At 67.0% G+C, this 12,903-nt stretch carries 12 protein-coding genes; 7 read left to right on the forward strand and 5 right to left on the reverse strand.

The features are described 5' to 3' along the window. Nucleotides 1-247: 247 nt before the first annotated feature. From OIK44_RS20870 to OIK44_RS20880, 3 genes are all read left to right on the forward strand, one after another. A complete protein-coding gene (locus OIK44_RS20870) occupies nt 248-1,300 on the forward strand; it encodes a porin (protein WP_337587212.1) in 1,053 nt (350 codons plus the stop codon). 138 nt (nt 1,301-1,438) lie between these two features. Continuing rightward, the gene (locus OIK44_RS20875; protein WP_273673600.1) at nt 1,439-2,272 is read left to right on the forward strand and encodes a branched-chain amino acid aminotransferase; all 834 of its coding nucleotides are present in this window, start codon (nt 1,439-1,441) and stop codon (nt 2,270-2,272) included. Between the two features lie 254 nt (nt 2,273-2,526). Beyond that, on the forward strand, nt 2,527-5,340 hold the full coding sequence (locus OIK44_RS20880) for a M16 family metallopeptidase (protein WP_273673602.1): 2,814 nt from the start codon (nt 2,527-2,529) through the stop codon (nt 5,338-5,340). A 257-nt stretch (nt 5,341-5,597) separates the two neighbouring features. On the opposite strand, the gene OIK44_RS20885 is transcribed toward OIK44_RS20880, so the two are convergent. The 3 genes from OIK44_RS20885 to OIK44_RS20895 all read right to left on the reverse strand — a co-directional run bounded on the left by OIK44_RS20885 (nt 5,598) and on the right by OIK44_RS20895 (nt 7,304). Beyond that, complete coding sequence (locus OIK44_RS20885) at nt 5,598-6,278, reverse strand: YiaD family glycine zipper/OmpA-like lipoprotein (RefSeq protein ID WP_273673603.1); 681 nt, start codon at nt 6,276-6,278, stop codon at nt 5,598-5,600. A 108-nt stretch (nt 6,279-6,386) separates the two neighbouring features. After that, nucleotides 6,387-6,533: a lmo0937 family membrane protein gene (locus OIK44_RS20890; RefSeq protein WP_017876712.1), complete on the reverse strand. Its 147-nt coding sequence runs from the start codon at nt 6,531-6,533 to the stop codon at nt 6,387-6,389. A gap of 171 nt (nt 6,534-6,704) precedes the next feature. Continuing rightward, nucleotides 6,705-7,304: an outer membrane lipoprotein gene (locus tag OIK44_RS20895; protein WP_273673606.1), complete on the reverse strand. Its 600-nt coding sequence runs from the start codon at nt 7,302-7,304 to the stop codon at nt 6,705-6,707. Between the two features lie 208 nt (nt 7,305-7,512). Here OIK44_RS20895 and OIK44_RS20900 point away from each other — a divergent pair, with 208 nt between their 5' ends. Further along, nucleotides 7,513-8,253 (forward strand): Crp/Fnr family transcriptional regulator, encoded by a 741-nt coding sequence (locus tag OIK44_RS20900; RefSeq protein WP_273673608.1) that lies wholly within the window; start codon nt 7,513-7,515, stop codon nt 8,251-8,253. 35 nt (nt 8,254-8,288) lie between these two features. Here OIK44_RS20900 and osmB read toward each other — a convergent pair whose 3' ends face one another. Further along, the gene (gene osmB / locus OIK44_RS20905) at nt 8,289-8,504 is read right to left on the reverse strand and encodes an osmotically-inducible lipoprotein OsmB (protein WP_273673609.1); all 216 of its coding nucleotides are present in this window, start codon (nt 8,502-8,504) and stop codon (nt 8,289-8,291) included. Nucleotides 8,505-8,623: 119 nt separating this feature from the next. Continuing rightward, entirely contained in the window at nt 8,624-10,690 is a 2,067-nt protein-coding gene (locus OIK44_RS20910) for an AsmA family protein (RefSeq protein WP_273673610.1), read from the reverse strand. 230 nt (nt 10,691-10,920) lie between these two features. Here OIK44_RS20910 and OIK44_RS20915 point away from each other — a divergent pair, with 230 nt between their 5' ends. The 3 genes from OIK44_RS20915 to OIK44_RS20925 all read left to right on the forward strand — a co-directional run bounded on the left by OIK44_RS20915 (nt 10,921) and on the right by OIK44_RS20925 (nt 12,862). Next, nucleotides 10,921-11,307, forward strand: coding sequence for a DUF4398 domain-containing protein (locus OIK44_RS20915; protein ID WP_273673611.1), 387 nt, complete (start codon nt 10,921-10,923; stop codon nt 11,305-11,307). Nucleotides 11,308-11,385: 78 nt separating this feature from the next. Next, a complete protein-coding gene (locus OIK44_RS20920) occupies nt 11,386-12,267 on the forward strand; it encodes an OmpA family protein (RefSeq protein WP_273673612.1) in 882 nt (293 codons plus the stop codon). 58 nt (nt 12,268-12,325) lie between these two features. Next, nucleotides 12,326-12,862 carry a ferritin-like domain-containing protein gene (locus tag OIK44_RS20925; RefSeq protein ID WP_273673615.1) on the forward strand — a complete coding sequence of 179 codons (537 nt, stop codon included), beginning with the start codon at nt 12,326-12,328 and terminating at the stop codon, nt 12,860-12,862. Nucleotides 12,863-12,903 lie beyond the last annotated feature (41 nt).

Here is a 12,903-nt window from a genome sequence, read left to right on the forward strand (position 1 = left end):
AGGCCATAGTGTAACGCCTGCGGCCGCTTTGCGGCGGTGCGCCGCCGCACAGACTGGGGCGGCGCCGCGTTTGAGGTGGCGCAAGGGATACGAGGGCGCGGGGCTTTTTTCGCTATTTGTGTTGTGTCGCGCACGGCGCGCTTGCTTTAAAGCGTGGATAAGGTATACCTAAGTTACGGCAGAAAAACGGCGCGTCCGCGGTGGCGCCTTCACCTAGAGATTCGCCATGAAAACGTCATGTGGTGCCTTGCTTCTGCTTGTGCTGGCCGGCGGCGCCGCGCGCGGGCAGAGCGCGCTCGACCTGTACGGCGTGCTCGACGCCGGGGTGGTGCGCCATGGCGGCTGCGCCAATTGCGCGACGGGCGCGCTATCGGCCGGCATCGCTTCGCCCTCCCTGCTGGGCATACGGGGCCGCGAGGCGCTCGGGGAGCGGGTGGCGGCCGTGTTCACGCTGGAAGCGGGCCTGCTGAACGACACCGGCGAGCCGGACCAGAACGGCCGCCTGTTCGGGCGCCTGGCCTACATCGGCCTGGATGGCCGGCTGGGCGCGCTGACGCTGGGCCGCCAGGACAATCCGCAATACCTGAGCCTGACCGATGTGGCCGACCCGTTCAAGGGCGGCATGGCCGGCAACGCCGGCAATCTGATGGGTTACACCGTCAAACGCTACGACAACACCATCAAGTACGCGACGCCGCCGTTGCGCGGCATCCACGCCAGCGCCATCTACAGCTTCGGCGAGTCGCCGTACAGCAGCGCGGCGAACCGGGCCTGGGGCGCCATGCTCGGCTATGCGAAGGGGCCGCTCAACGTCAGCGTGGCGCACCAGCGCAAGGACAACATCATCGCCGGCAACGGCGGCGCGGCGACGCTGGACACGTCGGCGCGCAACACGCTGGTGGCGGCCAACGTCAACCTCGGCCACGCCACCGTGTTCGCCGCCTACGGCGTCAACAAGGGGCAGGGCAGTTCGCCCTGGGACCCGGCCAACCCCTATGGCGCGCTGGCGCTGGCGCTGGGTTCGGGCGACAGCCGCGACGTGCTGCTGGGGGTGGCGCTGCCCTTCGGCCGCGCCACCTACCTGGCTTCCTACATCCGCAAGGACGACCGCGAGGCGGCTAACCGCGACGCGCGCCAGATCGCCGTCGGCCTCACCTACACGCTGTCGCGGCGCACCGACTTCTACGCGGCCTACGCGAAAATCAGGAACAGCAACGGCGCCGGCTACACGGTCGGCAATGCCAGCGACGCCGGGCGCGGCAGCGCCGCGTTCAACATCGGCCTGCGCCATTCGTTCTGAGGCCGGCGCCGCCGGGGACAGACCACGATTTTCAAGCAATTATTCCTTGAAAATCGTGGTCTGTCCCCAGCTGTGGCAAAATTGTCGGCTCCTGCCGGCGCCGTTTGGCGCGGCGCCAACCCAACGACGAGAGTTCGCATGTATCTGACTTATTTCAACCATGCCTGGACCGAAGGCAATACCCCGCTGTTCGGCGCCATGGACCACAGCGTCTGGCTCGGTTCTTCCGTGTTCGACGGCGCCCGCTCGCTGGGCGGGCGCATGCCCGACCTGCGCCTGCACCTGCAGCGCGTGATCCAGTCGGCCGAGCGTGTCGGCCTCACTTGCCCGTACACGGTCGACGAGATGGAAAAGCTGGTGCGCGAGGGCGTCGCCCAGTTCCCGCCGGACGCCGAGCTGTATATCCGGCCGCTGGTGTTCGGCACCGACGGTTTGCTGATCCCCGTGGCGGAGAAAAGCGGCTTCGCGCTGACCTTGTTCGATGCGCCGATGCCGCCGTTTAACGGTTTTTCCGCCTGCCTGTCGACGCTGCAGCGGCCGGACGCGTCGATGGCGCCGACCGACGCCAAGGCGTCTTCGCTGTACGCCAACACCACCAAGGCGCTGCGCGAGGCGAAGGAGCGCGGCTTCGACAACGCCGTCGTCTGCGACAGCCAGGGCCGGGTGGCCGAGTTCGCCTCGGCGAACCTGTTCTTCGTCACGCCGGCCGGCAAGGTCGTCACGCCCGTGCCGAACGGCACTTTCCTGTCGGGCATCACGCGGGCCCGCGTCATCGCCTTGCTGGCGCAAGAGGGCATCGTCGTCGAGGAGCGCGCCGTCCTGCCGGCCGAGCTCGATAGCGCCCTTGAGATATTTAACACCGGCAACTACGGCAAGGTCAGCCCCTGCGTGCGCTACGAGGCGCGCAGCCTGCCCGTCGGCCCGATCGCGACGCTGGCGCGCGACCGTTACATGGCCTTCGCCGCCGCCTAAGCGGGGGACGTCGGCGGAGCCGTCGGGCCCGCCGCGCGGCGGCCTCGCGCCGTTTCCTTTGTGCGCGCGGCGCATATGGATATACGGTTTTCATTATTTTTTTGTTAAATTAACGAAAAACCGCTTTTTCGATTGCGGAATGGGGAACGATGTCGTAAATTGTGTCTTAGCAACATAAACATGGTTAAAAAAGCCATGCCGGTTTGCTCAATCGACTGAAATTCGACTCCCACGTTTATTGACAGGAAACTGATTTGAAACCTATCACCGCAATCCTACTGAGCGCCGGCATCCTGTCGCCGTCCTTCGTTTTCGCCGCCGCACCGCAGGCGCCGGCCGCGACCCAGAAAGCGGGCGCCCCGGCGTCCGCCGTCAAGGTGACCTCGGTCGAAGGCATCACCGAATATCGCCTGAGCAACGGCATGCGAGTGCTGCTGTTTCCGGACGCCAGCAAACCGACGCTGACGACGAACATCATCTACCTGGTCGGCTCGCGCCACGAAAACTACGGCGAAACGGGCATGGCCCACTTGCTCGAACATCTGCTGTTCAAGCCGAGCGCCAATTTCGGCGTCAAGAAGGGTACGAAGACCCCCGTCGAAATCCTGAATTCGACGGGCGCCCGCTTCAACGGCACCACCTGGTACGACCGCACCAACTACTACGCGACCTTCCCGGCCAACGACGACAACCTGCGCCAGTTGCTGGCGCTGGAAGCGGACCGCATGGTGAACGCGGCGATCGACCAGAACGACCTGTGGAACCCGCAAACCAAGAAGGGTGAAATGACGGTCGTGCGCAACGAGTTCGAAATGGGTGAGAGCGACCCGATCGGCGTCACCACCGAGCGCATGCAGGCGATCGCCTACGATTGGCACAACTACGGCAAGTCGACCATCGGCGCCCGCTCCGACATCGAGCAGGTGAACATTCCGCGGCTGCGCGCGTTCTATAAAAAATACTATCAACCCGATAACGCCGTGCTGATGGTGGCCGGCCGCTTCGACGAAGCCAAGGTGCTCAAGCAGGTCAACGAGCTGTTCGGCCGCATTCCCAAGCCGGCGCGCGTGATCGAGCCGACCTACACGACCGAGCCTACCCAGGACGGCGAGCGCGCCGTCACCGTGCGCCGCAGCGGCGGCACCCAGTTCGTCGGCGCCGGCTACCATGTGGCGCCGTCCGGCCACCCGGACGCCGTCGCGCTGTCGCTGCTGGGCCGCATCCTCGTCGACGCGCCGAGCGGCCGCCTGCACAAGGCGCTGGTGGAAACCAAGCTTGCCGCCGGCATCGACTACAACGCCGTGAGCAATCTGGAGCCGGGTTACAACATCTTCGGCGCCGTGGTGCCGAAGGATGGCCAGCTCGACGTGGCCCAGGACACCATGCTGAAGGTGCTGGAAGGCTTGAAGGACGCGCCGGTGACGGAGGCGGAAGTGGCGCGCGCGCGCCAGCAGATCAACAAGGGCATCGAACTGGCGACGGCCGACACGGCGCGCCTGACCGTGGCGCTGACCGAGGCGCTGGCCGCCGGCGACTGGCGTCTGTTCTTCCTGCAACGCGACCAGTTGGCCAAGGTGGACGCCGCCACCGTGCAGGCCGCCGCGCTCAAGTACCTGAAAGCGTCGAACCGCACGCTGGGCCGCTTCATCCCGACCGACGCGCCGGACCGCGCCGAGGTGCCGAGCGTCGCCGATCTGGCCGTGCAGTTGAAGGACTACACCGGCCGCGCCGTCGTGGCGCAGGGCGAAGCCTTCGACCCCAGCCCGGCCAACATCGAGGCGCGCACCCAGCGCTTCGCGCTGCCGGGCGGCCTGAAGGGCGCCTTGCTGGCGAAAAAAACCAAGGGCGGCACCGTCAGCGCCACCGTGCAACTGCGCCTGGGCACGGAAGCCAGCCTGCAGGGCAAGGCCACGGCCGGTTCCTTCGCCGCCGGTTTGCTGAACCGCGGCACGGCCACGCTGTCGCGCCAGGAAATCAAGGACCGTTTCGACAAGCTTAATGCGCAAGTGAGCATCAACGGCAATGCCGAGGGCGTCACCGCATCGGTCACCAGCACGCGCGAGAACCTGCCGGCGGCGCTGGACCTGCTGGCCGATGTGCTGAAAAAGCCGGCCTTCGTCGAAACGGAATTCCTCGAATTCCAGCGCGCGCGCGTGAGCAATGCCGAGCAGGATATGCCGGAACCGCAACCGCTGGCCTTGAACGCCTTCCGCCGCCTGCTGGACGGCACGGCGGTCGGCAATGTGCGCCACGTCGGCACGCTGGCCGAGCAACTGGCCGACCTGAAGGCCGTCACCGTGGCCGACGTGAAGGCTTTCCACGCCGCGTTTTACGGCGCCGGCAACGCGACCTTCTCGGCCGTCGGCGATTTCGACCCGGCCGCGCTGAAGGCGCAAGTGGCGACGCTGTTCGACGGCTGGAAAGCGCCGCAGTCGTATGTGCGCATTCCGGACGCGCTGAAACCCGCCGCCGGCCAGAAACTGGCGCTGGAAACGCCGGACAAGGCCAATAGCGTGCTGGTCACGTTGTTGCCGCTGAACCTCAAGGACGACGCGACCGGCTATCCGGCGCTGTTGATGGCGAACCACATGCTGGGCGGCGGCGCGCTGCGCAGCCGTCTGGCCGACCGCATCCGCCAGAAAGAGGGCCTGTCCTACGGCGTCGGCTCGGAACTGACCGTGCCGGCGCGCGAGCCGGCAGCCCTGTGGATGGCGTATGCGATCAGCGCGCCGCAAAACACCGCCAAGGTCGAGGCGGCGCTGCGCGAGGAGCTCGACAAGGCCCTGGCCGAGGGTTTCACCGACGCGGAGCTGGCGGAGGCGAAAAAAGGCTGGTTGCAGTCGCGGGAAGTGTCGCGCACCCAGGACGCGGGCCTGGCGGCGCGCCTGTCCGGCTATCTGGCGCTGGAGCGCACGATGGCCTTCGACAAGGAGCTGGAAGCGAAAGTGGCCGGTTTGACCTTGGCGCAAGTCAATGAAGGACTGCGCCAGTACCTGAAGCCGGCCAATCTGTCGGTGGTCAAGGCGGGCGACTTCGCCAAGGCCGGCAAGGACGCCGTCGTCAAGTAAGCGGCCTATTGGCCGCGGCAACAACGCCGCGGCTGTAAAAAAAGCCGCCCGCCGGATACCTTTCCGGCGGGCGGCTTTTTCGTGCCCGGACGCCTAGGGAGGCGCTGATTTATTCATGAGGGCGGACTTGACCGCGAAAAAAGGTGTCCTGCGGCGTTGCAAAATCTTGCAATAGCTCGCTATTGCTGCGATTTCGCGCCTTGCAGGCCACCTTTTTCGCTGGCCAATCCCAACCCTCAGAATAAATCAGCGCTTCCCTAGCGCTGCGCCATCTCGGCGACGTAGATCTCGACGCGGCGGTTGCGCGCGCGGCCGGCGTTGTCCTCGTTGGACGCCACCGGCTCCTGGGCGCCGCGGCCCTCGACGACGACGCGCGTCGGCGAGACGCCGCGCTGGGCCAGGTAGTCGCGCGTGTGCGCGGCGCGTTCCAGCGACAGCGGCTGGTTGATGGCGTTGTTGCCGGTGCTGTCGGTGTGGCCGACGATGCTGACGGTGGCCGCCGGGTTCTCTTGCAGCGTGCCGGCGAAGCGGTCCAGGATGGGGCGGAAGTTCGACTTGATGTCGGCCCGGTTGGTGTCGAAGGAAATGTCGCTGGGAATTTCCATTTTCAGGCGGTTGTCGGCCGTCTGGCTCACTTGCACGCCGGTGCCGCGGGTCGCCTGCTCCATCGCCTTGCGCTGCTCTTCCATGCGGTTCGACCAGATGTTGCCGACGAGGGCGCCGGCCGCCGCGCCCAGCACGGCGCCGCCGGCCGCGCGGTTGCCGCCGCCGCCGCCCGTGGTGGCGCCGATCAGCGCGCCCAGGCCGGCGCCGATGCCGGCGCCGGTGGCCGTGCCGCGCTGGGTCGCCGACATGTCGGCGCAGCCGCCCAAGGCCAGGGCCACGGCGAGCGCGCCGACGATGCTGTTGCGTACTGTGTTGATATTCGATCGCTTCATGGGTCTTCTCCTTGATGTTGTTATTACACGGCGCCCCGGAAAACAAGAACGGCGGCGCACGCTTTCGCGCGCGCCGCCGCCGGGAGGGAGGCGTGCCGCCCGGCTCAACTAAAGACCGCGTCCGCTAATCAGGCGCAGCAGAACCATGATAACCGCAACAACGAGCAGGATATGGATAAAACCGCCAATGGTGTAGGACGTAACCAGTCCCAGCAGCCAAAGGATGAGAAGAACGACGGCGATTGTATAGAGCATGATGGTTCCTCGGAATGGTTGTGTGGTGGGTGAGGGCGGCGCTAAGCCGGCCCGGCCCGCGGTTTGCCGCCGGCCGCCTATCGGGTGGGCCCGACATCCAGGTCTATTTTCTGCCTTGGCGGCGGGCGCCTCTGTTCGCTGGCGTACACAGCAGCGCAGTTTCGTCCTTCTTTAACCGTTGCCGTGGATCACGCCGTTGACGATGCGGACCTGGTCGCCGGCGCGCCAGCCCGGTTGCGCCGTCTGGTGGATGGTGCGGGTGTTGCCGTTGTCGAGGCGCACCTTGACGTCATAGCTGCGGCGCGCATTCATATTGCCTTCGATCTGGTTGCCGGCGACGGCGCCGCCGATGGCGCCGGCGACGGTGGCGAGCTGGCGGCCGTGGCCGCCGCCGACCTGGTTGCCGAGCAGGCCGCCGAGCACGGCGCCGCCGGCCGCGCCGACGCCGCTGCCCTCGGCGCGGGTGGTGATTTCGCGCACGGATTCGACGACGCCGCAGTTCGCGCACACGCTCGCCTGCGGCGCCGGCCTGGCTTGCGGCGCGGCGGCGCGCGCGGCGTTCGGCGTGCCGGGCGCCTCGTCCTGCGCCAGCGCCGCCGTCTGTTCCTTGGGCGTCAGCGCGCCGGGGCTGTGGTTGCCGCCGACCGAGGACGGCAGCCAGCCCATGACGGCGGCGGTGCCGACACCGCAGAACAGCAGGACGGCGACGGCGGCCGCCTTCATCAATGGGTGCAGCGGGGCGCGCGCGGTGGGGTCGTTTGGTGTGTGCATGGGGAATCCTTTTTCTTGTTCTGTCGGTTTGGGGGCGTCGGCACGGCCGGACGCATGCTGATGCCGCATTCTGCCGTTTTGCGTCTGACGCTTCCGTGCGTCACCGTACATACAGGAAAAATATTTGCCGCTACGCTAGCATCCTAGGACTTGATTGCATTTCGTAGCAACATCCACCCGCATTCCAGTGGAAAAGGCGCCGGCATCAATGAACTTCCCAGACTATCCACCCCAGCGCGGCAGTTTGCCCGCGCCCGGCAACCGCCTGCTCGACAGCCTGCCTGCCGACGACCTGGCCCATGTGGCGCAATTGATCGACACCGTCACGGTCGAGGTCGGCGACGTGTTGTACGAGCCGGGCCAGGAAATCCGCTATATTTATTTCCCCGCCGACAGCCTGATCTCGCTGCTGGCCGTGGCGGAAGGGCGCATGACGCTGGAGGTCGGCTCGGTGGGGCGCGAGGGCATGCTGGGGGCGTCGGTGGCGCTGGGCCACGACGTGGCGCAGGTGCGCGCCGTGGTGCAGCGGGCCGGGCAGGCCGGGCGCATCGACAGCGCGCAATTTTGCGCCGAGTTCAGCCGCACCGAATCCTTGCAGCGGCTCTTGTACCGCTACACGGACGCCTTGCTGGCGCAGGCCATCCAGATCGCCGTGTGCAGCCGCTTCCACGTGCTGGAGGCGCGTCTGGCGCGCTCGCTGCTGATCACGCGCGACCGCCTGCAGTCGGAGAAATTCCACCTGACCCATGAATTTCTCGCGCACGCGCTGGGTGTGCGCCGCGTCGGCGTGACGAAGGCGGCCAGCGCGCTGCAGCAGCAAAAACTGATCACCTACAGCCGCGGCAATATTGAAATCCTCGACTCGGCGGGCCTGGAGGCGGTGTCCTGCCGCTGTTACGAGCTGGTCAAGGACGCCGAAGTCGGCGGCATGACCAGCGCGTTTTTGTAGCGGCCGTCAAGGCGCGGTGGATTGCGGCGGTATGCTTATTTTTTGATGCGGTTGCCAATCACGCCGCCGACGGCCGCGCCGCCCACGGTGCCGACCGTGCTGCCGCCTGTCAGCACCGAGCCGGCCACGGCGCCCACGCCGGCGCCGATGGCCGTGTTCCGGTCTTGCCTGGACATGTTGGCGCACGCGCTCAGGCTTAGTGCCAGGACGATGGCCGTTGCCGCCGTTGCCATTTTTTTGCTGGATTTCATGGTGTTTCTCCTCGAATGGGTGGCGCATCTAGGCGCCGATACGAGCAGGGTAGGCCATTCCAATGGATGAGTCTGTTCGCCAGCGCACATAGGCTTGCCGTGCGGATGCACGGCGCCGTTCAGCGCCGGGCGCCCGGCTTGGCGCGCATGGCCTGGCCCGGCGGCGGCGCCACCGGCTTGACGCGGGCGCCGGCCAGCAAGGCGGCGCAGGCGCCCGTGTCGCCGGGGCCGGCGTTGATCAGCGGCAGCAGCGCGGCCACCGGCGCCACCGCCGCCAGCGCCAGCGCGCCGCCGGCGCGCAGCGCCAGCACGCCCTTGTCGACGCTGACGTCGGGCTTGTCGAAGGTGCCGCGCACGTACAGCGGCGCGCGCAGCGAGAACACGCGCAATCCCTTGCTTTCCGGCTTCAAGGTCAGGTCGATCTTTTCGTCGGCCAGGTTGATGGTGCCGTTGACGTCGAGGATGGCTTCTTCGGTGTCGACGAGGAAGCGGCGCGTCTGCATCAGGCCCTTGCTGACGACGAAGTCGGTGGCCATGCAGTTGAGCTTGACCTGTTTGTCGCCGAACAGGCGGGCCAGCACGACGTTGCCGATGTTCAGGCCCATTTCTTCGAGCAGCAGTTTGCTGATCGTGCCCTGGTTGACCAGGGTCTTGATTTCGCCGTTGGCGGCGCCGAGCAGGCCGGCCACCGAGTTGCCGGTTGCCGACAATTTGGCGTCGCCGTTGATTTCGCCGACGCTGGCCTGGGCCACTTGCAGTTTGGGGAAGAGTTGCTGCAGTTTCAGGTGGCGCGCGCCGGCCTGCAGCTCGGCGCGGATGGCGTTCGGCGTGAGCTTGCCGCTGCCGTCGAGCTTGATGTCGGCGCTCAGCCTGCCGCCGGCGATGTCGAATTCGAGCGGCTTGAGCGACAGCACGCCGTCCTGCAGCAGGACGTGGGTGTTGAGTTTATTCAGCGGCAAATCCTTGTCGCGCGTGATTTTCTCGGCGCTGTAATGGACGTCGGCGTCGATGCTGGTCCAGCGCTCCGTCTTGAACGGCTCGACCGGCAGCACCTTGCCGGCCGGCTGCACGGCGGCGACGCCGCGCGCGGCCTTGCTGGCGTTCGAGTCGGCGCCGATCAGCGGGCCGAGGTCGCTCAATTGCAGCAGGCGCGAGCTGACCGCGCCCGTCAGCGCGCCGCGCGGCTGTTTCGCCTCGAACGTCAGCTTGCCGGCGATGTCGCTGGAGCCGACCTTGCCACTGAACTGTTCGTAGACCCAGCGCCCGCCGCGCGGCCCGAGGCTGCCGCTGAGGTGGCCTTCGGTCGAGAAGCGCGGCGTTTCCGGCAGCACGATGCCGAGCAGCGGGTACAGGCGCGCCATGCTGGCGCCGGACAGTTTCAGGCGCATGTCGAGGGCGGCCAGGGCCGTCGGCCGGGTCAGCGTACCCTCGAAGGCGATCGCCGTCGAACCGACGCGGATGTCGGCGGCCAGCGGGTAGGGTGCAATCTGCTGCTGCAAGGACAGCACGGCGCCGGCCTTGCCGCTACCGTCGACCTTCTCGCCGTTGAAGCTGCCGGCCAGTTTCCACGCCACGCCATAACCGGGGTCGGCGTTGATGGTGTCGACGTCGGCCGTGATGTCGGCGCGCTGGCGGGCGTCGATGAAGTGCACATTGCCCTTGGTGAAGACGACGCGCTGCAAGTCGAGCCGCCACGGCGACGCCTGGGCGTCGTGCTTGAAGGTCCAGTTGTTGGCGCCGTCGGCGCGGCGCTGCAGCAGCACGGCCGGTTCGCTAAAGCGCAGCACGGGAATCGCAATGGTCTTGTCGAGCAGCGCCAGCGGGTTCAGCGAGAACGACAGCGTGGCGACGCTGGCCATGTCGGCCGGCAGCGGAGCGGCCGGGTCCGCCACCATCGGGGCCGGGTTGCCGACGTGGACGTCGTGCGCCACCAGGTGCGGCCACGGCAGGTAGTCGCGCCAGCCTTGCTCGCGCGCCGGCACGATGGCGCCGCCGCGGTCCCAGGTCAGCGACAGGTCGCCGCGTATGGCGAAGGGGCGGCCGATGGCCTCGGCGGTGCGTTCGTTGAGCCAGGGTTTGACGCGGTTCCAGTCGACATTGAGCAGGGCGACGACGCCGACCACGGGCAGGCTGACGGTGAAGGAGGCGATGGCGAGCGCGATTTTGCTGCGGCGCGGCATGGTCATGGCGGTGGTTCTTTCATAAGGCGATATAGCGGGATGGCAGGGTGCGCGGGGGCGGTCTTGTATGAAATGCTACAGGAAAGCCCGGGCCTTCGGTGTACGCTGGCGTGCGCAATGGCGGCGGGCCCGGTCGATTACGAGTCTTTGTGCGGCACCGTACCGAACATGACAAAACAACAGCCTATAACGTTACACATCGACGCACACCCGATTAACGTTCAAGGAGAATCATAATGACTCCACCCAGGCAAAAGCAATGTTTGACCGTGCTGGCGGCGGCCGCCGCACTGACGGCGGCCGGCTGCGCCAGCATGAAAACCCCGGCCACGGCCGAGGTGGCGGTGTCGCGCGCCGCCGTCGAGGGCGCGGCCGGCGCCGGCGCCGCCGAGCTGGCCCCGGCCGAGATGACGGCGGCCCGCGACTACATGCTGCGCGCCAGCCAGGCGCTGGCGGCCAAGGATTACCGGCTGGCGCGCGAGCTGGCCACGCTGGCGCAGGCGGACGCCGAGCTGGCGCAAAGCAAGGCCGGCTCGGCCAAGGCATCGGCCGCCGCCGCCGCCCTCAACGAGGACATCCGCGTGATGCGCGAAGAGCTGGAGCGCGCCAACACGCCGAAGTAAGGCGCCGTTTCCTCACCCCCACACCCGAATCCATCGCGGCGGCGCCGGGCGCCGAGGCACCCTTTCAAGGAAAACATCATGAATAAGACTATCCTTCATCTCACTTTGCCGGCGCTGCTGGCCGCGCTCATGCTGGTGGCCGCCTGCAGTTCGGCGCCCACCAGCACGGGCCTGCTCGACCAGACCCGCGGCGACTACATGGCGGCGCAGAGCAACCCGACCGTGTCGAGTTTCGCGCCGCTGGAATTCAAGCAGGCCGGCGACGCGCTGGAGCAGGCCAACGCGGCCGCCGCGCGCCGCGAAAGCCTGGAGCAGGTCGACCGGCTGGCCTATGTGGCCAAGCAGAAAATCGCCACCGCGCAAGAGGTGGCGAAGCAAAAATCCGCCGAGGCCGAGGTCGCCAACGCCGCCCGGCAGCGCGACCAGTTGCGCCTGGACGTGCGCACCCAGGAGGCCGAGCAGGCGCGCATGAAGGCCGAGCAGGCGCAGCGCCAGGCGCAGAGCGCCGAGGCGGCCAAGGGCCAGGCGCAGGCCCGCGCCGACGCGCTGGCGGCGCAACTGGCCGACCTGGCGGCGAAGAAAACCGAGCGCGGCACCGTCATCACGCTGGGCGACGTGCTGTTCGACAGCAACCAGGCGCGGCTGACGCCCGAGGGCATGCTGATGGCGCGCAAGCTGGCCGACGTGCTGGCGAAGCATCCGCAACGCACGGTGCTGATCGAAGGCTTCACCGACAGCATAGGCGGCGCCGCGCATAACCTGGCGTTGTCGCAGCGGCGCGCCGAGGCGGTGCGCAACGCGCTGCTGGACATGGGCATCAGCGGCGACCGCATCGCCACGCGCGGCTACGGCGAAGCGTATCCGGTGGCCGGCAACGACAGGGCCGGCGACCGCAAACTGAACCGCCGCGTCGAGATCGTGCTCTCGGAAGAGGGCGCGGCGATCCCCTTGCGCGGCTAGAGGCGCCAGCGGCGGCCTTGACGGCCGCTTCTTTTTTTCACTTTTGCGAAGGAATATCATGTCCGCTACTTCGACTGCCACTCCCCTGGGAATAGACACGGCGGCGGTGCGCGCCGCCGCCCTGAACCTCGACGACGGCCCGGTGACGGCCGGCTACAAAGGCCAGCGCGACGCCGTCGTCGCCATGCTCAACGGCGCGCTGGCGACGGAACTGGTCTGCGTGCTGCGCTACAAACGCCACTATTACACGGTCGGGGGCTTGCAGAACGGCCCCATCAAGGCCGAGTTCCTCGAACATGCGCGGCAGGAGCAGGAACACGCCGACTGGCTGGCCGAACGCATCGTCCAGTTGAACGGCGAACCGGATTTCAATCCTGCAACATTGCCCGGACGTAGCCATGCCGAGTATGATGAGTCTGCCAGCGTGCAAAGCATGGTGCGCGCCAACCTGATCGCCGAGCGCGTGGCCATCGAATCCTATCGCCAGATGATCGAACAGATCGGCGACACGGACCCGACGACCCGGCATTTGTTGATCAAGATCATGGCGGTCGAGGAAGAGCACGCGGACGATATGCGGGATTTGCTGGCATAGGTCTTTGCGCAGTAGAGTTATTTTTTCATCCATAACCAGGA

Origin of the sequence: Janthinobacterium fluminis, from assembly GCF_028595325.1 — a bacterium.
GTDB classification, from domain to species: Bacteria; Pseudomonadota; Gammaproteobacteria; order Burkholderiales; family Burkholderiaceae_D; genus Janthinobacterium; species Janthinobacterium fluminis.

What these genes read in the sequence shown, in the direction of transcription:
- OIK44_RS20875 (WP_273673600.1), top strand. Translation starts at nt 1,439, where the DNA reads ATGTATCTGACTTATTTCAACCATGCCTGGACCGAAGGCAATACCCCG.
- OIK44_RS20885 (WP_273673603.1), bottom strand. Translation starts at nt 6,278, where the DNA reads ATGAAGCGATCGAATATCAACACAGTACGCAACAGCATCGTCGGCGCG.
- OIK44_RS20890 (WP_017876712.1), bottom strand. Translation starts at nt 6,533, where the DNA reads ATGCTCTATACAATCGCCGTCGTTCTTCTCATCCTTTGGCTGCTGGGA.
- OIK44_RS20895 (WP_273673606.1), bottom strand. Translation starts at nt 7,304, where the DNA reads ATGCACACACCAAACGACCCCACCGCGCGCGCCCCGCTGCACCCATTG.
- OIK44_RS20900 (WP_273673608.1), top strand. Translation starts at nt 7,513, where the DNA reads ATGAACTTCCCAGACTATCCACCCCAGCGCGGCAGTTTGCCCGCGCCC.
- osmB (WP_273673609.1), bottom strand. Translation starts at nt 8,504, where the DNA reads ATGAAATCCAGCAAAAAAATGGCAACGGCGGCAACGGCCATCGTCCTG.
- OIK44_RS20910 (WP_273673610.1), bottom strand. Translation starts at nt 10,690, where the DNA reads ATGACCATGCCGCGCCGCAGCAAAATCGCGCTCGCCATCGCCTCCTTC.
- OIK44_RS20915 (WP_273673611.1), top strand. Translation starts at nt 10,921, where the DNA reads ATGACTCCACCCAGGCAAAAGCAATGTTTGACCGTGCTGGCGGCGGCC.
- OIK44_RS20920 (WP_273673612.1), top strand. Translation starts at nt 11,386, where the DNA reads ATGAATAAGACTATCCTTCATCTCACTTTGCCGGCGCTGCTGGCCGCG.
- OIK44_RS20925 (WP_273673615.1), top strand. Translation starts at nt 12,326, where the DNA reads ATGTCCGCTACTTCGACTGCCACTCCCCTGGGAATAGACACGGCGGCG.